General features: G+C 71.7%; 23 protein-coding genes. 17 read left to right on the top strand and 6 right to left on the bottom strand.

What is annotated here, in order from left to right:
* Positions 1-91 precede the first annotated feature (91 nt).
* From ACFSDF_RS00390 to ACFSDF_RS00365, 6 genes are read left to right on the top strand one after another with little or no spacing between them, the layout of a single operon-like run.
* Entirely contained in the window at positions 92-481 is a 390-nt protein-coding gene (locus tag ACFSDF_RS00390; protein ID WP_167249719.1) for an L-rhamnose mutarotase, read from the top strand.
* Between the two features lies 1 nt (position 482).
* Entirely contained in the window at positions 483-1,646 is a 1,164-nt protein-coding gene (rhaI, locus tag ACFSDF_RS00385) for an L-rhamnose isomerase (protein ID WP_167249721.1), read from the top strand.
* 5 nt (positions 1,647-1,651) lie between these two features.
* Entirely contained in the window at positions 1,652-3,706 is a 2,055-nt protein-coding gene (locus tag ACFSDF_RS00380; protein ID WP_167249723.1) for a bifunctional aldolase/short-chain dehydrogenase, read from the top strand.
* Positions 3,707-3,713: 7 nt separating this feature from the next.
* Positions 3,714-5,156, top strand: a complete 1,443-nt coding sequence (locus ACFSDF_RS00375; protein ID WP_377155597.1) for a rhamnulokinase — start codon at positions 3,714-3,716, stop codon at positions 5,154-5,156.
* Positions 5,156-6,385 carry an alpha-hydroxy acid oxidase gene (locus ACFSDF_RS00370; RefSeq protein ID WP_167000547.1) on the top strand — a complete coding sequence of 410 codons (1,230 nt, stop codon included), beginning with the start codon at positions 5,156-5,158 and terminating at the stop codon, positions 6,383-6,385. Before ACFSDF_RS00375 ends, ACFSDF_RS00370 begins: the two co-directional genes overlap by 1 nt.
* 27 nt (positions 6,386-6,412) lie before the next feature.
* On the top strand, positions 6,413-6,643 hold the full coding sequence (locus ACFSDF_RS00365) for a LuxR C-terminal-related transcriptional regulator (RefSeq protein WP_167000545.1): 231 nt from the start codon (positions 6,413-6,415) through the stop codon (positions 6,641-6,643).
* A gap of 168 nt (positions 6,644-6,811) precedes the next feature.
* Here the strand turns inward: ACFSDF_RS00365 and ACFSDF_RS00360 are convergent, their stop codons facing one another.
* Positions 6,812-11,476, bottom strand: a complete 4,665-nt coding sequence (locus ACFSDF_RS00360) for a family 78 glycoside hydrolase catalytic domain (RefSeq protein ID WP_377155594.1) — start codon at positions 11,474-11,476, stop codon at positions 6,812-6,814.
* A gap of 129 nt (positions 11,477-11,605) precedes the next feature.
* Here ACFSDF_RS00360 and ACFSDF_RS00355 point away from each other — a divergent pair, with 129 nt between their 5' ends.
* The 3 genes from ACFSDF_RS00355 to sigJ all read left to right on the top strand — a co-directional run bounded on the left by ACFSDF_RS00355 (position 11,606) and on the right by sigJ (position 14,359).
* The gene (locus ACFSDF_RS00355; RefSeq protein ID WP_377155592.1) at positions 11,606-12,658 is read left to right on the top strand and encodes a sigma-70 family RNA polymerase sigma factor; all 1,053 of its coding nucleotides are present in this window, start codon (positions 11,606-11,608) and stop codon (positions 12,656-12,658) included.
* A gap of 70 nt (positions 12,659-12,728) precedes the next feature.
* Positions 12,729-13,478 carry an SDR family oxidoreductase gene (locus tag ACFSDF_RS00350; RefSeq protein ID WP_167000541.1) on the top strand — a complete coding sequence of 250 codons (750 nt, stop codon included), beginning with the start codon at positions 12,729-12,731 and terminating at the stop codon, positions 13,476-13,478.
* The gene (sigJ, locus tag ACFSDF_RS00345; protein ID WP_377155590.1) at positions 13,475-14,359 is read left to right on the top strand and encodes an RNA polymerase sigma factor SigJ; all 885 of its coding nucleotides are present in this window, start codon (positions 13,475-13,477) and stop codon (positions 14,357-14,359) included. The genes ACFSDF_RS00350 and sigJ overlap by 4 nt, the downstream gene beginning before the upstream one ends.
* Positions 14,360-14,448: 89 nt before the next feature.
* Here sigJ and ACFSDF_RS00340 read toward each other — a convergent pair whose 3' ends face one another.
* Positions 14,449-14,928, bottom strand: a complete 480-nt coding sequence (locus ACFSDF_RS00340) for a hypothetical protein (RefSeq protein WP_167000537.1) — start codon at positions 14,926-14,928, stop codon at positions 14,449-14,451.
* Positions 14,929-15,025: 97 nt separating this feature from the next.
* On the opposite strand from ACFSDF_RS00340, the gene ACFSDF_RS00335 reads away from it, so the two are divergent.
* The gene (locus ACFSDF_RS00335) at positions 15,026-15,628 is read left to right on the top strand and encodes a TetR/AcrR family transcriptional regulator (protein ID WP_167000535.1); all 603 of its coding nucleotides are present in this window, start codon (positions 15,026-15,028) and stop codon (positions 15,626-15,628) included.
* Between the two features lie 22 nt (positions 15,629-15,650).
* Here ACFSDF_RS00335 and ACFSDF_RS00330 read toward each other — a convergent pair whose 3' ends face one another.
* Positions 15,651-16,583 (bottom strand): DMT family transporter, encoded by a 933-nt coding sequence (locus tag ACFSDF_RS00330; RefSeq protein ID WP_167000533.1) that lies wholly within the window; start codon positions 16,581-16,583, stop codon positions 15,651-15,653.
* Positions 16,584-16,722: 139 nt separating this feature from the next.
* Between ACFSDF_RS00330 and nhaA the strand changes: the two genes are divergently transcribed.
* Positions 16,723-18,123: a Na+/H+ antiporter NhaA gene (nhaA, locus tag ACFSDF_RS00325; protein WP_208322204.1), complete on the top strand. Its 1,401-nt coding sequence runs from the start codon at positions 16,723-16,725 to the stop codon at positions 18,121-18,123.
* Here nhaA and ACFSDF_RS00320 read toward each other — a convergent pair.
* Positions 18,091-18,705: a DsbA family protein gene (locus ACFSDF_RS00320; RefSeq protein ID WP_167000531.1), complete on the bottom strand. Its 615-nt coding sequence runs from the start codon at positions 18,703-18,705 to the stop codon at positions 18,091-18,093. The two genes, nhaA and ACFSDF_RS00320, sit on opposite strands and share 33 nt — an antisense overlap.
* Positions 18,706-18,794: 89 nt before the next feature.
* On the opposite strand from ACFSDF_RS00320, the gene ACFSDF_RS00315 reads away from it, so the two are divergent.
* From ACFSDF_RS00315 to ACFSDF_RS00300, 4 genes are all read left to right on the top strand, one after another.
* Positions 18,795-19,145 carry a UBP-type zinc finger domain-containing protein gene (locus ACFSDF_RS00315; RefSeq protein ID WP_167000529.1) on the top strand — a complete coding sequence of 117 codons (351 nt, stop codon included), beginning with the start codon at positions 18,795-18,797 and terminating at the stop codon, positions 19,143-19,145.
* Positions 19,146-19,181: 36 nt separating this feature from the next.
* Positions 19,182-19,733, top strand: a complete 552-nt coding sequence (locus ACFSDF_RS00310; RefSeq protein ID WP_167000527.1) for a TIGR03086 family metal-binding protein — start codon at positions 19,182-19,184, stop codon at positions 19,731-19,733.
* A 31-nt stretch (positions 19,734-19,764) separates the two neighbouring features.
* Positions 19,765-20,604 (top strand): PhzF family phenazine biosynthesis protein, encoded by an 840-nt coding sequence (locus ACFSDF_RS00305; protein WP_167000526.1) that lies wholly within the window; start codon positions 19,765-19,767, stop codon positions 20,602-20,604.
* 113 nt (positions 20,605-20,717) lie between these two features.
* Positions 20,718-21,998 (top strand): NAD(P)/FAD-dependent oxidoreductase, encoded by a 1,281-nt coding sequence (locus tag ACFSDF_RS00300; protein WP_243842818.1) that lies wholly within the window; start codon positions 20,718-20,720, stop codon positions 21,996-21,998.
* On the opposite strand, the gene ACFSDF_RS00295 is transcribed toward ACFSDF_RS00300, so the two are convergent.
* On the bottom strand, positions 21,911-22,447 hold the full coding sequence (locus ACFSDF_RS00295) for a hypothetical protein (protein ID WP_167000524.1): 537 nt from the start codon (positions 22,445-22,447) through the stop codon (positions 21,911-21,913). The genes ACFSDF_RS00300 and ACFSDF_RS00295 overlap by 88 nt on opposite strands.
* A 64-nt stretch (positions 22,448-22,511) precedes the next feature.
* Entirely contained in the window at positions 22,512-23,441 is a 930-nt protein-coding gene (locus ACFSDF_RS00290) for a DNA-3-methyladenine glycosylase family protein (protein WP_243842817.1), read from the bottom strand.
* Between the two features lie 122 nt (positions 23,442-23,563).
* Here ACFSDF_RS00290 and ACFSDF_RS00285 point away from each other — a divergent pair, with 122 nt between their 5' ends.
* Together ACFSDF_RS00285 and gluQRS are read left to right on the top strand one after the other, a co-directional pair.
* Positions 23,564-24,388 (top strand): ABC transporter substrate-binding protein, encoded by an 825-nt coding sequence (locus ACFSDF_RS00285; RefSeq protein WP_208322203.1) that lies wholly within the window; start codon positions 23,564-23,566, stop codon positions 24,386-24,388.
* Entirely contained in the window at positions 24,385-25,281 is an 897-nt protein-coding gene (gene gluQRS, locus ACFSDF_RS00280) for a tRNA glutamyl-Q(34) synthetase GluQRS (protein ID WP_208322202.1), read from the top strand. The genes ACFSDF_RS00285 and gluQRS overlap by 4 nt, the downstream gene beginning before the upstream one ends.
* Positions 25,282-25,319 lie beyond the last annotated feature (38 nt).

The raw sequence follows: 25,319 nt of genomic DNA, 5'->3' as shown, positions 1-25,319 counted from the left end.
GTCGACCCAAGACGTGGTTCCCGGCCTCCCCGGCGGCCTGGGGAGGCCGGGACCACCACCCGCACGACACACACCAGATCTCGGAGGAACGATGCGACGCGTCTGCTTCCAGCTGCAGGTCCGGCCCGACCGGATCGACGAGTACAAGCGCCGGCACGCTGCAGTGTGGCCCGAGATGCTCGAGGCCCTGCACGCCGCCGGCTGGCACAACTACTCGCTGTTCCTCCGGCCCGACGGGTTGTTGATCGGCTACCTCGAGACCGAGTCGCTCGAGGATGCTCAAGCACGGATGGCCGCCACCGACGTGAACCGTCGCTGGCAGTCCGAGATGGCCGAGCTCTTCGAGGACCTCGACGGAGCCCCAGACGAAGGCTTCCTCGAGCTGGAGGAGATCTTCCACCTCGAGGACCAGCTGGCCGCCCCGCGCGAGGCGGCCGCCCCGACCGCGTACGAGACCCGTACGCATGGAGAGAGCAACTGACATGACGAACTTCGCTGACATCTCGTCGCGGCTCGCGGAGCAGGAGATCGAGGTCCCGTCGTGGGCCTACGGCAACTCCGGCACCCGCTTCAAGGTCTTCGGCACGCCCGGCACGCCTCGTACGCCCGAGGAGAAGGTCGCCGACGCGGCGACCGTCCACCGCTTCACCGGACTCGCGCCTCGAGTCGCGCTGCACATCCCGTGGGACGAGGTCGACGACTACGCCGCGCTGCGCCGGTTCGCCGAGGACCAGGGCATCGCTCTCGGCACGATCAACAGCAACACCTTCCAGGACGACGACTACAAGCTCGGCGCCCTGACGCACACCGATGCCAAGATCCGCCAGAAGGCGATCGACCACCACTTCGCGTGCATCGACGTGATGAACGCGACCGGCTCGCGCGACCTCAAGATCTGGCTCGCCGAGGGCAGCAACTACCCCGGCCAGGCCGACATGCGTGGACGCCAGGACCGTCTCGCCGAGTCGCTCGCGGCGATCTATGCGCGGATGTCCGACGAGCAGCGCCTCGTGCTCGAGTACAAGTTCTTCGAGCCGTCCTTCTACCACACGGACGTGCCGGACTGGGGTACGGCGTACACGCAGGTTGCGGCGCTTGGTGACAACGCCGTCGTCTGCCTCGACACCGGCCACCACGCGCCGGGCACGAACATCGAGTTCATCGTCGCGCAGCTGCTGCGGCTGGGGAAGCTCGGTTCGTTCGACTTCAACTCGCGCTTCTATGCCGACGACGACCTGATCGTCGGTGCGGCCGACCCGTACCAGCTGTTCCGCATCCTCTTCGAGGTCATCCGCGGCGGCGGTTACGGCAACGACGGCGACACCGCCTTCATGCTCGACCAGTGTCACAACATCGAGAAGAAGATCCCGGGCCAGATCCGCTCGGTGCTCAACGTCCAGGAGATGACGGCGCGTGCGCTGCTCGTGGACACTGCGGCGCTGACCGTGGCCCAGGAGGACGGCGACGTCCTGCTCGCGAACGAGATCTTCATGGACGCCTTCTACACCGACGTGCGCGCCGACCTCGCCGCATGGCGTGAGACGCAGGGCCTGCCGGCGAACCCGATGCAGGCCTACCTCGCCAGCGGCTACCAGGACCAGATCGAGGCCGAGCGGGTCGGCGGGACCCAGGCCGGATGGAGCTGATGACCATGTCCACGACTGAACCTTCTACGACTGGCACCGCGAAGGCGCTGATCGAGCGCTCGAACCGCCTCGGCGCCGATCCGCGGAACACCAACTACGCCGGCGGCAACACCTCGGCCAAGGGCACCGAGACCGACCCGGTCACGGGCGAGGCCGTCGAGCTGCTGTGGGTGAAGGGCTCCGGGGGCGACCTCGGCACCCTCAAGGAGTCCGGTCTCGCCGTCCTGCGCCTCGATCGCATGCGCGCGCTCGTCGGCGTCTATCCGGGCGTCGACCGCGAGGACGAGATGGTCGCGGCGTTCGACTACTGCCTGCACGGCAAGGGCGGTGCCGCCCCGTCGATCGACACCGCGATGCACGGACTCGTCGACGCCGCGCACGTCGACCACCTCCACCCCGACTCCGGCATCGCGATCGCGACCGCCGTCGACGGCGAGGCGCTCACGGACACGATCTTCGGCGACAAGGTCGTCTGGGTCCCGTGGCGTCGTCCCGGATTCCAGCTCGGCCTCGACATCGCCGAGATCAAGGCCAAGAACCCGCAGGCCATCGGATGCATCCTCGGCGGCCACGGCATCACCGCCTGGGGCGACACCTCCGAGGAGGCCGAGCAGAACTCGCTGTGGATCATCCGCACCGCGGCCTCGTACATCGAGGAGCACAGCAAGGCCGAGCCCTTCGGACCCGCCCTCGACGGGTACGCCGCGCTGCCCGAGGCCGAGCGTCGTACGAAGGCCGCCGCGCTGGCACCGACGATCCGCGGGATCGCCTCGCAGGACCGGCCGATGGTCGGCCACTTCACGGACTCCGACGTCGTGCTCGACTTCCTCGCGCACGCCGAGCACCCGCGGCTCGCCGAGCTCGGCACGTCGTGCCCGGACCACTTCCTCCGTACGAAGGTCAAGCCGCTCGTGCTCGACCTCCCCGCGGACGCGTCGGTCGAGGACTCGATCGCGCGTCTGACGGAGCTCGCGGTGTCATACCGCGAGGACTACCAGGCCTACTACGACCGCAACGCGGTCTCGGACAGCCCCGCCATCCGTGGCGCCGACCCGCTGATCGTGCTCGTGCCCGGCGTCGGCATGTTCAGCTTCGGCAAGGACAAACAGACCGCGCGCGTCGCCGGCGAGTTCTACATCAACGCGATCAACGTGATGCGCGGGGCCGAGGGCCTCTCGACGTACGCGCCGATCGACGAGTCGGAGAAGTTCCGCATCGAGTACTGGGCGTTGGAGGAGGCCAAGCTCCAGCGCATGCCGAAGCCGAAGCCGCTGGCCACCCGCGTCGCGCTCGTCACCGGCGCCGCCTCCGGCATCGGGCGCGCCACGGCGGAGAAGCTGGCCGCCGAGGGCGCCTGCGTGGTCATCGCCGACCTGTCACTGGAGAAGGCGCAGGCGGCAGCAGCTGAGATCGGCAGCACTGACGTCGCGGTCGGCGTCCAGGTCGACGTGTCCGATGCCGCTGCTGTCCAGGCGGCCGTCGACGCGGCGGTGCTCGCCTTCGGCGGTGTCGACCTCGTCGTCAACAACGCCGGCCTCTCGCTCTCGCGCTCGCTGCTCGAGACCACCGAGAAGGACTGGGACCTCCAGCACGACGTCATGGCGAAGGGCTCGTTCCTCGTCTCGCAGGCCACCGCCAAGGTGATGATCGCGCAGCAGATGGGCGGCGACATCGTCTACATCTCCTCGAAGAACGCGATCTTCGCCGGCCCGAACAACGTCGCGTACGGCGCGGCCAAGGCGGACCAGGCCCACCAGGTGCGGCTGCTGGCCGCCGAGCTCGGCGAGCACGGCATCAAGGTCAACGGCGTGAACCCCGACGGCGTCGTCCAGGGCTCCGGCATCTTCGCCAGCGGCTGGGGCGCCAACCGTGCCGCGGTCTACGGCGTGGAGGAGAAGGATCTCGGCAAGTTCTACGCGCAGCGCACGATCCTCAAGCGCGAGGTGCTGCCGTCGAACATCGCCAACGCGGTCTTCGTCCTCTGCAGCGCGGAACTGAGCCACACGACCGGGCTGCACATCCCCGTCGACGCAGGCGTCGCTGCCGCGTTCCTGCGCTGAGGCGGGCATGACTGAACCTCTCCGTGTCGCAGCGGTCGACCTCGGTGCCACCAGCGGACGTGTGGTGGTCGCCGAGGTCGGCCTCGGCGGTGTGCGGCTCGAGGTCGTGCACCGCTTCGTCAACACCCCCGTACGGCTGCCCGACGGCCTCCACTGGGACGTGGTCGGCCTGTTCCGGGAGATCGTCACCGGTCTGCGCTCCGCGGTGCGGACCACGCCCGAGCTCGTCGGCCTCGCGGTCGACAGCTGGGCGGTCGACTATGCGCTGATGCGCGACGGCCGGATGGTGTCGACGCCGTTCCACTACCGCGACGCGCGCAACCTCGCCGCGGTGGAGCAGGTCCATGCCGTGGTCGACCCGGCGGCGCTGTACGCCCGCAACGGGCTCCAGCACCTGCCGTTCAACACCGTCTTCCAGCTGGCCGCCGACGGCGACCACCTGGAGCGCGCAGACACGCTTCTGCTCGTACCCGACCTGATCGGCCACTGGCTGAACGGGCACGTCGGCGCGGAAGTCACCAACGCGTCGACGACCGGTCTGCTCGACGTCTCCACCGGCGGATGGGACACGGACCTGGCGGCGATGCTCGGCTTCTCGTCGGGGATCCTGCCGCCGCTCACGCCGCCCGGCACCACGCTCGGCGGGCTGCTGCCGCACGTGCGCGAGGAGCTCGGTGGCCACGACCTGACGGTCACGACGGTGGGCTCGCACGACACCGCGTCCGCCGTCGCCGGCACCGTGCTCGGACCCGACGACGCGTACGTCTCCTGCGGCACGTGGGGGCTCGCCGGTCTGGAGCTCGAGCGCCCGGTGCTCACCGAGGACGCACGGCTGGCTGGGTTCACCAACGAGGGCGGCGTCGACGGGCGGATCCGTTTTCTCCACAACGTGATGGGCCTGTGGCTGCTCAGCGAGTCCGTCCGTACGTGGGAGCGCGAGGACGGGCGGTCCCTCGACTTCGCGGGCCTTCTCGCTGCCGCGGGCGATGCCGAGGCGCCGATGCTCTTCGACGTCGACGACCCGCGCTTCCTCGCGCCAGGGGACGTGCCTGCGCGCGTCCGGGCGTACGCCGCCGAGCACGGGCTGCCTGCGCCGGAGGGTCGCGCCGAGATGGCGCGCACGATCCTCGAGAGCCTCGCCGAGGCGTTCGCGACGACGATCCACCGTGCCGCCGACCTGGCCGGGCGTCGCGTGCGACGGATCCAGATCGTGGGGGGCGGAGCGCTCAACACGCTGCTCTGCCAGCTCACCGCCGACCGCTCCGGCCTGGAGGTCCTCGCCGGTCCCGTCGAGGCCACGGCCTTGGGCAACGCGCTCGTCCAGGCCCGTACCCTCGGCGGCGTCGAGGGAGACCTCGACGCGCTTCGCGCGCTCGTCGGCGCGAGGCTCGACCAGCAGCACTACCTGCCTCGCCCGCTCCACCGCACCACTCTTCGAAAGGTCTTCTGATGGAACGCCGCGCCCCCCGCCCTCGCGACCTCCGGCCGCTGCTGAAGTTCAAGAAGCCGACGCTGTCCCCGAAGGAGCGTCGCCTCGCTGCCGCGCTGACCATCGAGGACCTGCGGGCGATCGCGAAGCGTCGTACCCCGAAGGCCGCTTTCGACTACACCGATGGCGCCGCCGAAGAGGAGCTGTCGCTCGCCCGTGCCCGCCAGGCGTTCCGCGACGTGACCTTCCACCCGCGGATCCTGCGCGACGTCTCGACGGTCGACACCTCGCGCACCGTCCTCGGGTCCACGTCGGCGCTGCCGTTCGGGATCGCGCCGACCGGGTTCACGCGGATGATGCAGTCCGAGGGCGAGTACGCGGGCGCGTCCGCCGCCGGCGCGGCAGGCATCCCGTTCGCGCTGTCGACGATGGGTACCGCCTCGATCGAGGACGTCCGCGACGCCAACCCGCACGGGCGCAACTGGTTCCAGCTGTACATGTGGAAGGACCGCGATCGGTCGATGGCGCTGGTCGACCGCGCGGCCGCCGCCGGGTACGAGGCACTCGTCGTCACCGTCGACGTCCCCGTCGCAGGCGCACGGCTGCGCGACACCCGCAACGGGATGACGATCCCGCCGACCCTCACGCCTCGTACGGTCGTCAACGCGATCCCGCGGCCGGCGTGGTGGATCAACTTCCTCACCACCGAGCCGCTCGCGTTCGCCTCGCTCGACCGCTGGTCGGGCACGGTCGCCGAGCTCCTTGACACGATGTTCGACCCGACGGTCACGTTCGACGACCTCGCCTGGATCAAGCAGCAGTGGAAGGGCAAGCTCGTCGTCAAGGGCGTGCAGAGCATCGAGGACGCCTCGCGGCTCGCCGAGCTCGGCGTCGACGCGATCGTGCTGTCCAACCACGGCGGCCGCCAGCTCGACCGTGCGCCGGTGCCGTTCCACCTGCTGCCCGAGGTGGCCCGCGAGGTCGGCGGTGCGACCGAGATCCACCTCGACACCGGCATCATGTCCGGCGCCGACATCGTCGCGGCCGTGGCGCAGGGCGCGAACTTCACAATGATCGGCCGCGCCTACCTGTACGGACTCATGGCTGGCGGGCGCGAGGGCGTCGACAAGACCATCGAGATCCTCTCCACCCAGATCGAGCGGACCATGCGCCTGCTCGGCGTCCGTACCCTCGACGAGCTCCAACCCGAGCACGTCACCCAGCTCGAGCGGTTGGTCCCGAGGAGGTAGCAGGCGATGAGGGGGACGGGGGGAACGATGACACGCGGCGGTCACCAGCGGCGTACCGCACCACCGGGGCCGCTTGACCACGACGACCTCACGCTGCTTGCGCTGGTCGCCCAGGGGCTGACTGTGGAGGCAGTCGGGCGGCGGATGCTCCTGTCGGAGCGGACGGTGCGCCGGCGGCTCCGTACGGTGTGCTCGGCGCTGGACGTCTCGACCCCGATCGAGGCCGTCGTCTGGGCCGTCCGCCGCGACCTCATCTGACCGCCCCGGGTCCCTTTCTGGCCGCCCCGGGTCCCTTTCTGGCCGCCCCGGGTCAGCGCCGACCCGGGGCGGGACGGGAGTGACCCGCGAGGCGCAGAGAGTGACCCGGGGGAGAACGGGGGAGGGTCCCCGGGCCGGGTGGCTCGGGGACCCTCCGTACGAACGGCGTCACGACACGGGCAGCGACCACACGTCCGCGATCGACGGGTCGTAGTCGGCCCCCGTGTCCTGGAACCGGACGCGCACCACGCCGTCGGCCGTGAGGTCCGGACGGTCGACGAGGACCTGGTACGTCTGTGTGCCCGCACCGTCCTCCGTACGTCGCGCGTCGTGCGCGTGTACGACCTCCCCGTCGACGACGATGTCGTACGTCTTGCGACGCGCGCCGTCGTACGTCTCGATCGCCCGCAGCACGAACGCCTTCCCCGCAGGGACGGCGAGGTCCATCTCGAACCAGCCGCCCGGGTACGAGGAGTGCGCGTAGCGCCGGGTCAGCCCCGCCTCGACGTTCGTGCCGGAGTGCTGCGACGCCGTCAGGCGGTGCGCCTGCTCCGACGAGGCGAGCCCGACGTCCACGTGGTCGACCGCGCCCTGCGGCGGCGTCGCGAGCGTGACCCCCAGCGACGCCGTCGCCTTCTCCGCCTCGGTCGCTCCAGTCGACACCGTCAACGCGAACGGTCCAGCGGTCACCGTCGTCGGCACCGCCACCGCTACAGGGACCTCGGCCGTCGCGCCTGCGGGCACGGAGTACGCCGTCGGCGCGGGCGACGTGACACCCGGACCCGACACCGTCAGCTCACCCGAGGCCGCCCGCGCGCTGTGGTTGCGCACGACCGCGGTCACCGTGACCTCGTCCCCGGCCGTCGCCGTCCCCGGCGTGACCGACGCGGAGTCGAGCGTGAGCGTCGGCGACACGACGACGTCCGCCGCGACCGGGAGCGTGGCCGTGCCCCAGCTCTGCCGGTAGGAGACCGTACCCGCCAGAGCCTCGGTGCCGACCGGAGTGCCGGCCGGGACCTTCACGTCGTACAGGTGCGTCAACGTCTTGCCGGCACCGACCGATCCCGGTCGTCCACCGACCGCCTTCACGGACCAGCCCGACGTCGACGTCAGCGTGCTCGCGACGTTCGGCAGCGTCTTCGGGCCGGTGTTCTCCAGCGTCACCGCCACCCGGACGGTGTCACCGGCGAGGTGCACCGTCCCCTCCGGCGCCGCCTTGGCGACCGCGCCGACGATCACGCCGGAGGCAGCCGACAGGTGCGCGTCGATCCGACCCAGCGTGACTTTCAGCGCAGCGGCGGTCGGCTTGTCGACGAGTCGCAGCACGCGCTGCAGGTCGACCCACAGCTCGAGTGCGGACACGGTCGCCAGCGCCTGGTGCGTCCGAGCGGCAGCGCCGTCGCGGTCACCGGCAGCTCGGGCTGCCCGCGCCTGCTCGACCTGTCGGTCCAGCGTGGCGACCTCGCCCTGCAGGTGCCGCTTGAGAAGCGCCGTGAGCTTGCCCTTCGTCGCCAGCGCGTCGACCTGCCCGGCCAGCACGTCGACGTCGACCGCGGCCTCGCCGAGCTCACCGAGCGCACGGTCGATCCCGAACGCGTAGTCGCCCGACCCGACCTCGTACACGGCGTGGCCGTCCTCGAACCGGACGAACCTCACCCCTTCGGCGGACTCCGCAGCCGCGCCGCCCTCGGTCACCGCCCAGCGGCTCTCCGTCGGCACCCGGACCTCCGCCGTCGCGTTCTCCGGCACCGACACCTCCAGGTCGAGCCCGCCGGCCACCTTCTTCCACGCGCTGCGGACCTTGCCGTAGCGGGTCTGGACCGAGAACGCCGCGTGGTCGATCCCGTCGCCGGGCTCTGGCGCCACGAGCACCTTGCGATAGCCCGGCTCGAGCGCGGACACGCCCGCCATCGTGCGGTACATCCACTCGCCGACCGCGCCGTACGCGTAGTGGTTGAACGAGTTCATGCCGACGTCGTTGAACGTGCCGTCGGGGTTGATCGAGTTCCAGCGCTCCCAGATCGTGGTCGCGCCCTTGCCGATCTCGTACCCCCAGGACGGGTAGTCCTCGTTCTGCAGCAGCCGGTACGCGATGTCCGTACGCCCGGCCTTGGTGAGCGCCGGCAGCAGCCCGTCGACGCCGAGGAACCCGGTCGACAGGTGGTAGTCGCGCCGCTCCAGCGTCTCGACGAACTGGTCGACCACCGCGTCGCGCCGGTCGGCCGGCTCGAGGTCGTTCATCAGCGTGAGGATGTACGAGGTCTGGCTGTCGCCCTTGACCGTCCCGTCGGCGCTGATGAACGCGTCCTGGTACGCGGCGCGGATCGCCTCGTACCGGTCCTGCAGCTCCGCCGCGTCGGTGTCCTTGCCGATCGCCTCGGCCATCTGCGCGAGCTCGCGGGTGCTCTTGGCGACGAACGCGGTGTCCAGCACGTCGGCCGGCGTCGGGTCGTCGAGGTTCAGCCAGTCGAGGTAGCCGCCGGCCGAGCGGATGTGGTTCGTCGAGTCCGCCGCGAGGAAGTCGACGTACTTGCGCATCATCGTCCAGTTCTCACGGACGACGTCGAGGTCGCCGTACGCCTGCCAGAGCGTCCACGGCACGTGCACGCCCGCGTCCATCCAGCCGGCCGACTCGTACCCGCCGTCGAAGCGGCCGGGCACGATCGGTGCGACGCCCGGCAGCGAGCCGTTCGCGCGCTGCGTGTCGCGCAGGTCCTGCAGCCACTTGTCGAGGAACGTCTGCGCGTCCATGTCGTACACGGCCGTACGGGCGAACACGTTGATGTCGCCGGTCCAGCCCATCCGCTCGTCGCGCGCCGGGGTGTCGGTCGGGATCGAGAGGAAGTTGCCGCGCATGCCCCACACGACGTTGCGGTGGAGCTGGTCGACGAGGTCGGACGACGTGTCGAGCGAGGACGTGAGCTCACCGTCCGTGCCGACGACGACGCCCACGAGGTCCTCGGCGTCCGGCGCCTCGTCGACGCCGCTGATCTCGACGTAGCGGAACCCGTGGAACGTGAACGCTGGCTCGTACGTCTCAGGCCCGTCCGAGCCGAGCGTGTAGTAGTCGGTGGCCTTCGCGCTGCGCAGGTTGGCGGTGTAGAGCGTGCCGTCAGGGTTGAGGACCTCGCCGTGCCGGATCGTGACCGTGTCGCCCTTCGCGCCGTCGAGCGTGACGCGGACGTGGCCGACCATGTTCTGCCCCAGGTCGTACAGGTGGACCCCCTCGGTCGGCGAGTCGAGGCGCTTGGCGTCGGTGAGCTCCTGCGTGACGCGGACCGGTGTGGTGGTCTGCGGCTCGAGCGTGTCCTTCGGCTCGTTGCGCGTCACGACGTCCGACCAGCCGTCGGCTTCGTACGACGCCTCGTCCCAGTCGCCGATCGCGTCGGCGCGACGGCGGTCGTACGACTCGCCGTCGAGGAAGTCGGCCTCGCGGACCGGCCCGTCGGTGGTGCTCCACGTGCCGTCGGTGCCGACCGTCGTGGACGTGCCGTCGGTGTAGTCGACGCGCAGCTGCGCGATCAGCGAGGTGTCGGTGCCGTACGTGTTCGCCCCGAACATCGCGATCTTGCCGGTGTACCAGCCGCTCGCGATCTCGGCGCCGAAGGCGTTGTCGCCGCGGCGCACGAGGTCGGTGACGTCGTAGGTCTGGGAGTCGATGCGCTTGTCGTACGCCGTCCAGCCGGGCGCGAGCTCGTCGTCGCCGACGCGCTCCCCGTTGAGGCGCAGGCGGTAGACGCCACGCGCTGACGAGTAGACGCGGGCGCGTTCGACGTCCTTGTCGGCGAGCGCGAACTCCGTGCGCAGCAGCGGCACCGGGTCGTCGCGGCGCAGCCACGCCTCGGGCCCGGCGGCGTCGACGGTGAGCGCTCCGCCTGCGACGGTGCCCGCGGCGAACGTACGGTCGCCGGCGGGGAAGGTGGTGTCGACGAGCGCGGTGCCGTCCTTCGCGGTCACGACGACGTCGTGGACGCGGCCGGTCTCCGGCCCGCTGGTACGGAAGCCGACCGAGCCGGGTCCGGCGAACGTCGCGTCGGTCCGCTCGTCGAGGAGCGTGCCATCGACCGACGTACGGATCGTCGTGCCGTCGACCTCGATGCGGTAGCGGTGCTCGGCAGCGAAGTCGAAGCCCGCGGGGAGCGCCGTCGCGGGCAGCACGCGGTAGGCGCCGTCCTTCACGTGCGGACGCAGGGACTTGTCGGCCTGGCTGAGCTGCCACATGTACGCGTGCTCGGTGTCGCGTCCACGGAAGTAGACGCCGAGTGCGCCGGTGATCTTCGAGGCCGTGAACTCGATCGCGTAGTCGGTCCACTCGGGTCCGAGCTCCTCGCTCGGGGCGCCGATCCACGACGCGGTCCACTCGTCGGCGTCGAGCACGCCCGTCTCGAAGGTCGCGGGCTCGCTCCACGCAGAGGCGGCACCGTCGTCGTCCCAGACGCGGACCGACCACACGTACCGGGTCTGCGACGCGAGCGTCGGGCCCCCGTACGCGACCTCGACCGACTCGCGCGAGCTGGTCTTGCCGCTGTCCCAGACGTCCGGGTCGGAGAGGCGGGACCGGCTGCTCGCGACGCGGACCTGGTAAGCGGACTGGGTGACGGCGCGGCGCGCTGCGTCGAGCTGCCAGCCCAGACGCGGGGCTGCACCGTCGATGCCGAGCGGATTCTCGGTGCTGTTGACCTGCAGCGCGCCGACCGTCGGCGGCGCGGCGGAGGCGGTGGCGGGTGAGGCGCCGTAAGCAGAGGCGCCGGATGCGGTGGCGGTGGGGGCCTGGAGGCCGACCACCATCGCCGCGGCGGCGAGGAGGACGAGGGGGCGGGGACGAACGGCCACGATGGCTCCTTCGTTGCGGAACGTTGGAACGTTTCAACTAGACGGTAGGGTGACCTGCATCACGTGGCTACGCCTGTGTCCGCTTTCGGTCACGGGCGCCAGCTGCTCAGGGCGGCGCATTGAAGACCGTTGTCGAGAGAACTGTCGGATGCGTACGGTTTCCTGAGGCGTGCAGCGAGATCCGCTGCTGCCACGTGCCGAGGGGGCACCATGACGGCCGTTGCGACGACTGAGCTTGATCTCGAAGGACATCGACGCGAGCTCACCGGATACTGCTACCGCATGCTCGGCTCAGCGTTCGATGCCGAAGACGCCGTGCAGGAGACGATGGTCCGCGCGTGGCGGAGCCTCGACAAGTTCGAGGGGCGGTCCTCCCTGCGTTCGTGGCTCTACCGCATCGCCACCAACGTCTGCATGGACTCGCTCGGCTCCGGTCAGCGCCGCGCTCGCCCGATGGACCTGTCCGCGACCGCGTGGCAGCCGGTCGTCGACTCCCTCGCAGCCCAGCGCGTAAACGAGGCGTGGATGGAGCCGATGGCCGACGAGCGGATCCTCCCCGACTCGGCGGACCCTGCGGAGATCGCCGCCGGCAGGGAGTCCATCCGGCTCGCGTTCGTGGCGGCCCTGCAATATCTCCCGCCGCGCCAACGTGCCGTGCTCGTGCTTCGCGAGGTGCTCCGCTGGAAGGCCGCCGAGGTCTCCGAGCTCCTCGACACCACCGTCGCCTCGGTCAACAGTGCCCTCCAGCGGGCCCGTGCGACCCTCGCCGACGCGCAGGGCGAATCGGGTGAGGGCTTCGACCCGCTCGACGAGGATCAGCAGGAGCTCCTCGACAAGTACGTCGACGCCTTCGAGGCGTACGACATCGACACCCTCGTCACGCTGCTGCGCGAGGACGCGACCCAGAGTATGCCGCCGTACGAGATGTGGCTCCAGGGCCGTGACGACATCCGGACCTGGATGCTCGGGCCCGGGGCGGAGTGCCGGGGGTCGCGGGTGGTCCGCCTCACCCTCAACGGCTCCCCGGGGTTGGCGCAGTGGCGAGCCGCGCCCGAGGGGGGCTACGTTCCGTGGGCGTTGTACGCCCTCGACGTCCGAGACGGCATGGTCACCAACATCTCGACGTTCCTCGACACCCGGCTGTTCACGCTGCTCGGCCTCCCGGAGACGCCGCCCGAGTGAGCAGATGTCACGTTCTCGTGGCCTGCGTCGTCTTTCTCGCAGAGACGACACCGCACGGAAGGAGCGCGTCATGAGAGTCGCCGTCGCCGGAGGCACCGGCATGCTGGGTGCACAGGTCTGCGAGGCCCTGGCCTCGCGAGGACACGAGGCGCGGGCGCTGAGCCGCTCGAGCGCCGACTTCCCCGTCGACCTGAGCACGGGTGAGGGGCTGCGAGAGGCGCTCGCGGGCTGCGACGCAGTCGTCGACGCGAGCAACGGGCAGGGCAAGGCCGCTCAGGCGGTCCTCGTCGACGGGTCGCGCCGGCTGCTGGATGCAGAGGCTGCCGCCGGCGTCGGACACCACATCGCGATCTCGATCGTCGGGTGCGACCTCGTGCCGTCGTTCGGCTACTACCGCGCCAAGGTCGCCCAAGAAGGCGTCGTACGCTCCGGGTCCGTGCCGTGGACGGTGGTCCGGGCGACGCAGTTCCACGGGTTCCTCGACATGGTCTTCGGCGCCGCTGCAAAGGTCGGGCTGCGTCCGTCGTCGTCGATGCCGCTGCAGCCCGTCGACGTGGACGATCTCGCCGACGTGGTCGCCGGGGTCGCCGAGGGCACGGGCGAGGGGCGCACGCTCGAGGTCGTCGGTCCCGAGGTCGTGTCGCTGCGCGACCTCGGGCGGGCGTGGCGCCGCGCTTCCGGACGCGGCCGCGTGCCGCTCCGCATCCCGTTCTGGGGCAAGACCGGGCGGGCGCTTCACGACGGTGCGCTGACGTCGGTCGACCCGTACGCCCGGGGCAAGGTCGGCTTCGAGTCATGGCTCGAGCGTCGGTACGCATGACCCTCGACGACCTCGCCGCCGACTTCGAGACGCATCGCGCCCACCTCGAGCGCGTGGCGTACGCGGTGACGGGTTCGCGCGCGGCCGCGGAGGACTGCGTCCAGGAGGCGTGGCTGCGACTGCAGTGCGCGGACTCCGAGGCCATCGACGACCTTCGGGCGTGGGCGACGACCGTGGTCGCGCACCTGGCGCTCGACCACCTGGGGAGCGCGCGGGTCCGCCGTGAGCAGTACGTCGGGACGTGGCTGCCGGAGCCGGTGGTCGAGCCCCTTCCGCCGTTCGTCGCGCCGCCACCGGCCGACCCGGCCGACCGCGTCACGCTCGACGAGTCGCTGAGCATCGCGCTGCTCGTCGTCCTCGAGCGACTGTCTCCGGCCCAGCGGGTTGCCTACCTGCTGCACGACGTGTTCGGGATGTCCTTCGACGACGTGGCCGACGTGGTCGGACGCTCACCCGCCGCCGTCCGGCAGCTCGCCGCACGGGCTCGCAAGGACGTCCGCGAGCGGGCTCCGAGGGCAACCCCGTCGGTCCACGAGCAGCGCAAGGTCGTCACGGCGTTCGTCGCGGCGTGTGCGGGCGGCGATCTCGCGGCGCTCGTCAGCCTGCTTGACCCGGACGTCGTGATGCGCTCCGACGGCGGCGGCAAGGTTCCGGCCGTGCGTGACATCCAGCACGGTGCGGAACAGGTAGCCCGCATCCTGTTCGGGTTCCTCCGACGTCCACCCCTCGAGGTGCGCCCCGTCCTCGTCAACGGGTCCTACGGCATCGTCATGTGTGACGCGACGGGTGCGTGGTCGGTGACGTCGTTCGTGGTGGTCGGCGGCCGGGTGGCAGCCGTCGACATCGTCCGCAATCCCGACAAGCTCAGCGACGTGCACTGAGCCTGCGGCGGCTGGGCCCCGCCGCGCTCGCCCCCACCGGACGTCATACGAATCGGGGGTTCTGACCCACGATCCGTATGACGTCCCGGCTAGTGCGGCAGGAGGGACATCGCGCGCCGGCGCCAACCGCACTGCTCGCTGCCGCGCCGTACCGTCGTCGGGAGCGTCCACCGCGAGGGCAGCTCGGTCGCCATCGAGCGGCGGGTCCGCCGGACGTGCTGCGCGTGGGCCCGCACCAGCTCGGGATGGTCGGCGTAGGCGTCGAGCACGCGCGCAGTGCCCGGGAGCGCCGTCGCGGTCTGGGTCCACAGGGCGTCGACGGCCTCCTGGTCGCCGTACGCCCCGTTCTCCATCAGCGTGTCGAGTCGCGCGTCGAAGGTCCGCACCCACTGGGCGTGCGCCTCGAGCAGCAGCGTCTCGAGCGAGCCGAAGGTCTGCGTCCTCGCGCGGCGCACGGCGTCCTGCAGCGTGGCCGGGTCCTTCTCGACGGACGAGGTCAGGGTGCGGAGAGCGCGCTGGCGCTGGGTGGTCCGCTCCCAGGCGGAGCGGGTGGTCGTGGAGCTCGTCATCTGGGTCTCCTCCCATGAAGATCAAGGTCGACCGACGCAGTGCTTGTGACGTTCTCTGCGTCGGTCACATACACAGTGTATGTCTTATCCTGGGAGTATGTCACGTCCCCGCAGCAGGCGCGAGCAGTACTCCGATGAGACGCGTGAGGCGTTGCTCACGACGGCCGCGGGCCTGTTCGCCGAGCGAGGATTCGCCAAGACCGCCCTGTCCGAGGTGGCATCGGCGGCGCAGGTGACCCGAGGCGCGGTCTACCACCACTTCAAGGACAAGCAGGACCTCTATCGCGCCGTCCTCGAGCGCACCGAGACCGACGGCATGGCGGCGATCCGCGAGGCCTACCTCGTGCACGAGGACCCGGTTGCAGGCGCGCTGGCGGCGATGAACGCCTACCTCGACCACGCGGTCGACTCCGACTACGCCGAGATCGTGCTTCGGCAGGGGCCGATCGCGCTCGGTTGGGAGGAGTGGAAGGCGTGCGAGGAGCAGTACGCCGCGGGCCTGATCGAGCAGATCATCACGGCCCTCGTCTCGGCGGGGAGACTTCCGCCGCTGCCGATCGCGACGACGGCGGCGATCACGTTCACCATGCTCGGAGGCTGCGGCATGGCGCTCGCCGCCGCGGCGCCTGAGGACCGTCCACGCGTGAAGGACGAGTGCTCCGAGGTGCTCGCACGACTGGTCGCTGGACTGCTGGTCTGACCTGCGGCGTCCGAGGGGCTGCTCAGCGGGGGGCGCGGCGGCGCATCCGCGTGATCGCGACGCCGAGGAGGCAGAGCACTCCGCCAGTGAACCCGAGTGCGGTCGGGACCTCCGACAGGAACAGCCAGGACAGCAGGATCGCGGTCGCAGGGGCGGCGTACGTCGTCGCGCTGGCGGGCCCTGCGCCGACGCGTCGCAGCGCGTATGCCCACGTCGTGAACGCCAGCGCCGTCGGGAACAGCCCGAGATAGGCCACGCCGAGGATCGCGCCCGTCGAGGCGTCGCGCGCCTCGGCCACGAGCTGGCCGACGAACGGCAGGCACACCACCACGCCGATGACGCAGCCGAGCCAGGTGACCAGCAGCGGGCTGACGCTGCCCATCACCGGCTTCTGCAGCAGCACGCCCGCGGCGTACAGGACGGCGGCCAGCACGCAGAGCACGACGCCGACGAGCTCGTTGCCAGAGCCGTCGCCGCCTAGGGCGATCAGGGCGACGCCGGAGAACGCGACCGCGAGCCCGAGCACGAGGGTGCGGGGGAAGCCCTCGCCGAGGAACAGGCCGGCGATCACGGCGATGATGATGGGCCCGAGCTGGACGAGCATCGCTGCCGTGCCGGCGTCGATGTGGCGCTCGCCGGCGTTGAGCGCGATGTTGTAGGCGCCGAACCACAGGACGCCGTAGCCGAGGATCAGCCACGCCGTGCGTCCGCGGGGCATCGCCTCGCGGCGGGTCGCGGAGAGCTGTCGCGGGACGAACAGGACCGAGAGGGCGAGAGCGGCGACGAGCAGCCGGCCGAGCGAGAGTGCTCCGGGTGAGAAGGTCTCGCCGATCGCGCGGATCCCGACGAACGCCGAGGCCCACAGCACCACGGTCACGACGAGTGCGGCGAAGGAGAGGTCGCGTGCGGCGTGCGAGGTCGTGCTTGTGTCGGTGTCGTCCGTAGAGGTGGTCACGAGCCGACGTTACGGAGCGGGACCGACAGTGCGCCACGCGATAACCGCCAGGTGCAGGGACAGATCGCGCCAACGTCCAGATCGCGGCACGCGCGCCCGTACGGACTCGCCGCCGCGCCTGCTCTGCGAGGCTTGACGCGTGAACGATCCGATCCCCACCGGAGTCCCGACGAGGCCGGGCCCCAAGCCCCACGTCGTCGTGCCGTACCCCCGGCTGTCGGCAGGCCTTCGACGCTATCTCTCGACCGAGTCCGGCGGAGCGATGCTGCTGCTCGCGCTGTCCGCGGCCGCGCTGGTCTGGGCCAACGTCGCGGGCCACTCGTACGAGGAGTTCTGGTCGACGCCGGCCAGCATTGCGATCGGCGACGGGAGCATCGACCTCTCGCTGCACCACTGGATCAACGACGGCGCGATGGCGATCTTCTTCCTCGTCGTCGGCCTCGAGGTCAACCGCGAGTTGACTGTCGGCGAGCTGCGGAGCTTCCGCGCGGCGTCGGTGCCGCTGTTCGGCGCGGTCGGCGGCCTGGCGATCCCGATCCTGCTCTTCATCCTCGTCAACCCCTCCGGTGCGGACTTCGACGGCTGGGGCGTCCCGATGTCGACCGACACCGCATTCGTCGTTGGCGTCCTGGCGCTGGTCGGCCCCCGGTGCCCGGACCAGCTGCGCGTGTTCTTGCTGACGCTCGCGATCTTCGACGACATCGGCGCGATCGCGCTGCTCGGCATCTTCTACTCCGACGACGTCTCGTTCACGGCGCTCGCGATCAGCGCGGCGCTCGTCGCTCTGCTCGTCGCGATGCGGTGGGTGGGCATCTGGCAGGTCGCCCCGTACCTTTTCGTCGGGGTCGCGCTGTGGCTGGCCGTCCTTGAGTCAGGACTGCACCCGACCCTCGCCGGCGTCGCGGTCGGCCTGAGCGTCCCCGTCCGCCACAGCTCGCGTACGGAGGAGGTGCGGCTGCGGCTGATGTTCTATGGGCGGGCGCTGATCGAGGACCGGGACGCGACGCGCTCGCGGCTGGCCGTCAGTGCCGTACGCTCCGCCGTGCCGACCGCCGACCGCCTCCAGGACGCGCTGCACCCGCTCAGCTCGTACCTCGTCGTCCCCGCGTTCGGACTCGCCAATGCCGGCATCGTTCTCAGCGGTGACGCGCTCAGTGATGCGCTCGGCAGTCCCGTCACGCTCGGCGTGGTGCTCGGCCTGTTCGTCGGCAAGGCGCTCGGCGTCGTGGCAGGTGCGGCGATCGCGCTGCAGACCGGACTCGGCACGCTGCCCGGGCGGGTCCGGTACGGCCACCTGATCGGGGGCGCGTTCCTGTGCGGCATCGGGTTCACGATCGCGCTGTTCGTCAGCGAGCTCGCGTTTGCCGACGAGGCGCTGCGCAACGAGGCGAAGATCGGCATCCTCGTCGGCTCGCTCGCGTCGGGACTGGTCGGCGCCGTGATCCTCAGGTTCTTCGGCGAGCGCATGTCGTTGTGCTCGCCGGATGAGGAGGACGGCCCGCCGCCGCTACCGGACGGACCGTGGCGATCCCCGGCGTGACAGGCCGAGCGCCTTGCGCAGGTCGGGCACGGTGACCCCGTCGAGGTACGGCTCGCCGTCGAGGAACAGCGTCGGCGTGCCGTGCACCCCGAGCGCGATCCCGTCGGCGTAGTCGCGACGGACCGCGTCGGCGTACACCTGCGCGGCGTCGCCGACCAGCGTGCTGGTGTCGAGGTCGAGCTGCTCGCCGTACGCGAGGATCGAGGCGTCGTCGAGCCGGTCCTGGTGCTTGAACAGCAGTCCGGCCATCGGCCAGAACGCGCCCTGCTGCCCGGCGGCCTCGGCGGCGAGCGCGGCGGTCAACGCGAACGGGTGCACCGTGTAGAGCGGGAAGTGCCGCCACACCAGGCGCACCTCGCCGTCGGAGCCTGAGATGAGGTCGTGCAGGACGGGCTTCGCGGCGCCGCAGTACGGGCACTCGAAGTCACCGAACTCGACGATGGTGTGCGGGGCCTCCGGGTTGCCGTACGACCAGCGCTCGACGAACTCCTCGGTCTCTCGCCCGTCGACTTCGGGCACGTACGGCGCCGTGGTCGGCGCATCGTGCGGCTCGTGGGCGTCGTGAGGCTGCTCCGGTGCCATACCGTCCATGGTGGCACGGCTTCGGCGGGCCCGGCGGCGTCCTCCGGCGTAACCTGGCGGGACCGCTGCGCCGACGGGAGGGCGATCTGATGACCGAGGGGATCGACGTGGACGTGACGCCGAGCGGGCCGGGATGCGTCGAGTGCGAAACCGCTGACCCGCGGGGCTGGTGGTTCCACCTTCGCCGCTGCGCGCAATGCGGGCACGTCGGGTGCTGCGACTCCTCACCAGCCCGTCATGCGACCGCCCACTGGAAGGCGACCGGCCACCGCTACGTGCAGTCGTTCGAGCCGGGGGAGGACTGGTTCTACGACTACCAGGACGAGACCCTCGCAACGGGCCCGGACCTCGCACCCCCGACCTCGCACCCCGCGGACCAGCCGTCACCAGGGCCGGCCGGGCGCGTGCCGCCCGACTGGATGGCGCACGTCCCGCGTTGAGGGGGAGTGTCTGCGCCTTTCCCTACGGTCGGAGCCATGACTGACGAGACTCCCGCCGACCGCTACGCCCGCCTGCGTGAGCGGTTCGGCGCGACCCTGCGGGGCGTGCCCGACGACGCGTGGGACAACCCGACGCCGTGCGAGGACTGGTCGGTCCGGGCGCTGGTGCAGCACGTCGTCGACACCCAGGGTCTGTTCGAGTCGTTGGTCGGACGCACGATCCCCCCGGCGCCGAGCGACGGCCTCCGCGCCGCGTACGACCACGCCACCGGCACCGTCCTCGCCGACCTGCGCGACCCGGAGGTGGCAGGCACCCCGTACGAGAGTCCGATCTTCGGGGCGACGACATTCGAGGCGATGGTCGACGGGTTCCTGAGCTTCGACTTCGTCGTCCACGGGTGGGACCTCGCCCGCGCCCTCGGCGTCGACGACACGATCCCCGACGCCGACATCGCGTGGGTCCGCCGCCGCACCGACACGCTCGGCGACCTCATGCGCACCAGCGGCCAGATCGGCACCGAGGTCGAGGTCGGCCCCGACGCGTCGCCGACCGAGCAGCTCGTGGCCTTCCTCGGGCGACACCCGTAGCCCCGGCGTCGCCGCGCGCTAGCGTGATCCCATGGCCGAGATCCTGCGCTACACCGCGTTCTCCGACGACCCCGCCGGCGGCAACCCTGCGGGGGTCGTGCTCGACGCCACCGGCATGAGCGCTGACGAGATGCGCGCGACGGCTGCGGATGTCGGCTACTCCGAGACGGCCTTCCTGGTCCCGCGCGACGGCGACGGTCGGACGTACGACGTGCGCTACTTCGCTCCGGCGTCCGAGGTCGCGTTCTGCGGGCACGCCACCGTGGCCACCGCGGTCGCGCTCGCCGATCGGATCGGTCCCGGGCCGCTGGCGTTCCACACGCCGGCGGGCGAGATCGCGGTCGACACCGTCGAGCGCGACGGCCGGCTCTGGGCCACGCTGACCAGCGTGGAGCCGCAGGTCGAGCCGGCCGACGCCGATCTCGTCGACGACGTGCTCGACGCGCTGGGCTGGTCCCGCGACGACCTCGACTCGCGCTATCCGCTCTCGCGCGCGAACGCCGGTGTCTGGCACCTCGTGCTCGTGACCCGAACCCGCGTACGGCTCGCCCGGCTGTCGTACGACCTGCCGCGGCTGGCGGCCCTCATGCGCGAGGCGGACCTGACGACGCTCCAGCTCGTCTGGCCCGACCACTTCGGCACGTTCCAGTCGCGCAACCCGTTCCCGGTCGGCGGCGTCTTCGAGGACCCCGCGACCGGGGCCGCGGCCGCCGCCTTCGGCGCCTACCTCGCCCACCACGGGCTCGTCGCCTCCGACGCCGCATTCTCGATCGAGCAGGGCGTCGACATGGGGCGTCCGAGCCTGATCCACGTGAACCTGAGCCCCGATACGTCGCGTGTACGGGTCAGCGGCAAGGCGGTCGTGCTCTGAGCACGTCGGGCGCCGAAGGCCCACGCGTCAACGGCCGGATCTCGTACTGGATGGACAGCCTCGGGCGCACCGCACCCACACGTCCTCCGCTCACGCACGACCACCGTGTCGACGTGGCGATCGTCGGCGGCGGGCTGACCGGACTGTGGACGGCGTACTACCTCGCCAAGGCCGATCCGAGCCTGCGGATCGCGGTCCTCGAGAAGGCGCTGTGCGGCTACGGCGCGTCCGGGCGCAACGGCGGGTGGCTGACCGCGGCGATGGCCGGCTCGCCGGAGCGGTACGCGCGTACGCACGGCCGCGACGCCGTGGTCGCGCTCGCCGAGGAGATGAAGGGGTCCGTCGACGAGGTGATCGCGGTCGCTGCCGCCGAGGGTGTCGACGCCGACATCGTGAAGGGTGGCGAGCTCACCGTCGCGTGCAGTCCGGCGCAGGACGAGCGGCTGCGCGCCGAGCACGAGCACGCCCTCACGTGGGGCGACCACGACCACCAGCTCCTCGACGCCTCCGCGCTCGCCGGGCGCGTCCGGATCGCCGAGGCCGTCAGCGCGCTGTGGACCCCGCACTGCGCCCGCCTCCACCCGGCGAAGCTCGTGACGGGTCTTGCCGAGGTCGTCGAGTGGCTCGGGGTCGAGATCTACGAGGACACGGAGGTCGTGGCGATCGAGCCGCGTCGCGCCGTGCTGCGGGCCGGGCGGGTGGACGCGACCTACGTCGTCCGCGCGACGGAGGGGTTCACCCCACGCCTGCCCGGGCTGCGCCGCACCTGGCTCCCGATGAACTCCGCGATGATCGTCACCGAGCCGCTCGGCGACGCGGTGTGGGACGCGATCGGGTGGGACGGCTACGAGACGGTCGGCGACATGGCGCACGCTTACATGTACGCCCAGCGCACCGCCGACGGGCGGATCGCGATCGGCGGCCGCGGCGTCCCGTACCGCTACGGCTCGCGCACCGACCATGACGGCGCCACCCAGCAGGCCACGATCGACAGCCTGCGCGCGATCCTCGCGCAGCGGTTCCCGCAGGCGGCCGGCGCGAGGCTCGACCACGCGTGGGCGGGCGTGCTCGGCGTCCCCCGAGACTGGTGCGCGGCTGTGACGCTCGACCGTACGACAGGGCTGGCCGCGGCCGGCGGCTACACCGGCCACGGGGTGACGGCCACCAACCTCGCGGGGCGGACGCTGCGCGACCTCGTCCTCGGGGAGCCGACCGCGCTCACCGCCCTTCCGTGGGTCGGCCACCGCACGCGTCGGTGGGAGCCCGAGCCGTTGCGGTGGCTGGGGGTTCAAGCGATGTACGCCGCCTACCGCGCCGCGGACCGTCGCGAGGACAGGCGCGGCGGCCCGACCTCGTGGATCGCCCGGGCCGCCGACGTCGTCAGCGGCCGCTGAGCCCGCAGCGTCGTCTCGGCGAGGTCGGCCGCGGTCCGCTGCCGTACCGCCAGGTCGTGCCGTCCCAGCGCCAGGCCCGCTGCGGCGCACGCCCACACCCCGGCCACGAGGCCGGGTGCGAGCAGGGCGATGTCGTCACGCAGCAGCAGCGGGTCCACGGCCACTCCCTCGCTGAGGGCGCGAGCGGCCCACTGCCAGACCACGCAGAGGAGCGAGGCGAGCAGACCGATGAACGCCCAGGCGGGGTACGGGGTCGCCAACGCCTGACGGTGACCGTCTCGGAGCGCGACGGCGCCGGCCGTCGCGTACCACAGCGCCGTGGTCGCGACCGCGGAACCGATCGTCGCGTCGGGGGTGTCACCGGCCAACGTTCCGACGGCTCGTCCGAGGACGACCCATACGGCGACGAGGGCGGCGACCCTCCACGCGACGTCCCCCAGGCGTCGCATGCCGTCATCATCCCCCGCGCGGGCGCGGTCGGCAGGTCGGTTGCGCAGGGTCGCGCAGGGCGGCTCAGCGCGTGCGGTGGTCCATCCGGGTGATCCGCGGGCCGCGACGCGGTCGCCCGAGCACCCCGTCGGCGTACAGCAGGTGCACGACGCGGCCCCGGTGGCCACGCCACGGCTCGAGGATCTCGAGCATCCTCGCGTCGTCCACCGGTGCGCCGTCGAACGTGGTGCCGACATCCTTGGCCAGGTTGTAGTCGCCGACCGAGACCGCATCGGGGTCGCCGAGACGCAGCGTCACCTCCGCCGCCGTCCACACCCCGACACCGGGGAGCGAGCGCAGGCCGGCGGCGACCTCGTCGTACGGACGGTCGACGAGCCGCGCGAGGGCCGTGGCGCGCTCGGCGACGCGGATGACGGTGCGGGAGCGTGCGGGATCGACGCCGGCGCGGTGCCACACCCACGACGGCAGCGTCCGCCACTGCTCGGGCGGCAGCGGGACCGACATCGGCCGTGGCGTCGGGCCGGGTGCGGGCTCGCCGTGGGCGCGCAGCAGGCGGCGCCATGCGGCGAACGCGTCGACGCCGGGGACGCGCTGCTCGAGGATCGCGGGGACGAGCACCTCGAGCACGCGACGCTGGCGGGGGAAGCGTAGCCCGGGGTGGCGCTGGCGGGCTCGGGCGACGAGGGGGATGAGCGGATCGAAGCCTGTCCAGTCGTCGTCGGCGCCGAGAAGCGTGGGGGCGTCGGCGACCAGGGTGCCGGAGCCCGGCCCCCAGGCCTCGACCCGGATCTCGTCGTCGACGGACGTGACGCGGTAGGTAACGGCGCCGTCGGGCATCCGGCTCGCACGCCACACCGCACCGTCGGGGGTCACGTGGTGCGCAGGGTCGTACGGGCCCTTGGCGAGCATCGCGAGGGTACGGCGCACGTTGACGGGCCCGTCCGGACGCCAGGTGCGGACGGCGTCGGGGCGCGGGGGACCGGACGTGCTCACCCTTCGATCGTGGCACGCGATCCTGACAGGCCGGCGGCTGTGGGATCCGTCACGACCAGCCCTCGCGCCTGTCGCCGCCGGTCAGGGCGTGCGTAGGATGCCCGGTCTATGAGGGAATCGTCATGAGCGGCATCGTGTCCCTGCTGCCGGCCGCCACCGACATCGTCCTCGCCCTCGCCCTGGGCGACGACCTCGTCGCGGTGACTCACGAGTGCGACGAGCGGGCCCGTACGGGGCGTCAGGTCGTCGTCCGCGCCGGCCACACCCGCTCGGTCCTCGACGTGGACGCGTTGGCCGGGCTCGACCCGGCGCTGATCCTCACCCAGGACCTCTGCGCGGTCTGCGCCGTCCCCGCCGGCGATGTAGACCTTGCGCTCGCACGGCTCGGCTCCGACGCGGCCGTCGTCACGCTCGACCCGCACTCGCTCGCCGACGTCCTCGTCGGCATCGCAGAGGTCGCGCAGTGCGCCGGGGTCCCGCAGCGCGGAGAGGCCCTGGTCGCGCAGCTGCGCAGCCGTCTCGCGGACGTCTGCCTCGCCGTCGAGGGGCGCGAACGGCCGCGCGTCGCGGTCGTGGAGTGGACCGACCCGTTGTATCTCGCCGGCCATTGGATCCCGGACATGGTCGCGCTCGCGGGCGGAACCTGCGCAGCGGGTCATCCCGGAGCACCGTCGCACCCGACCGGCTGGAAGACGCTGCGCACGGCCCGGCCGGACATCGTGGTGGTCGCGCCGTGCGGGTACGACCTGGACGGCGCCGCCAAGCAGGCCGAGGAGGTCGCCGCGCGCGTGGCCGAGATGGTCGGGCCGGTGCCGGTGTGGGCGATCGACGCCGACGCGCTGGTCGTACGGCCGGGGCCGCGGCTCGTGGACGGCGTGGAGGCGCTTGCGTCGGTGCTGCACGCGGGTGCGGTGGCCGAGCACGCCGGCGTCCGGCGGGTGGCGTGAGCGGGCGGTACGCCCCGAGCCCTTCGGGGGACCTGCACATCGGCAACCTCCGTACGGCGCTGCTCGCGTGGATGTTCGCCCGTTCGACCGGACGGGGATTCCTCATGCGTGTGGAGGACCTCGACCGCGTGCGCGAGGGGGCCGAGGAGCGCCAGCTCGCGGACCTCGCCGCGCTCGGGATCGACTGGGACCCGCCGGTCGTCCGGCAGTCCGAGCGCCGCGCCGTCTACGACGAGGCGGTCGCCGCTCTGGTCGCGCGCGGCCTGACGTACGAGTGCTTCTGCACCCGCCGCGAGATCGCCGAGGCGGCGTCCGCGCCGCACGGGACGCCGGGCCTCTATCCGGGGACGTGCCGCCGGCTCAGCGAGGCCGAGCGCGAGGAGCGCCGCGCCGAACGGCCCGCCGCGCTGCGCCTGCGTGCGGGCGTCACGCAGTTCACGGTTCGCGACCTGCTCCACGGCGCGTACACGGGTCCGGTCGACGACCTCGTCCTCGTCCGCAACGACGGCGTCCCCGCGTACAACCTGGCGGTGGTCGTGGACGACGGTGCGATGGGCGTCGACCAGGTCGTACGAGGCGACGACCTGCTGGCGTCGGCACCTCGTCAGGCCTACCTCGCGGCACTCCTCGGCCTCACGCCGCCGGTCTACGCGCACGTGCCGCTGGCGCTGAACGTCGACGGCAAGCGGCTCGCCAAGCGCGACGGCGCCGTGACGCTCGCGGACCTGCACGCGCTCGGATGGAGCACGGCCGACGTGGTCGCGACGATCGCGGACTCGCTCGGCATGGCCGCGCGCGACGCGGCGGGGATGCTGGCGGGGTTCGACCCCGCGGCGCTGCCCCGTACGCCCTGGGTGTTCGTGCCCCCGTCCGCGCCCCCGTCCGCGTGGTGAAAGCAACCTGACCGAATCGCGGGCCCAGAACGGTCAGG

Origin of the sequence: Mumia zhuanghuii, from assembly GCF_042681565.1 — a bacterium.
GTDB lineage: Bacteria > Actinomycetota > Actinomycetes > Propionibacteriales > Nocardioidaceae > Mumia.
The sequence above is the reverse complement of the archived record's forward strand: the minus strand, read 5'-3'. Positions and strand labels throughout refer to the sequence as shown.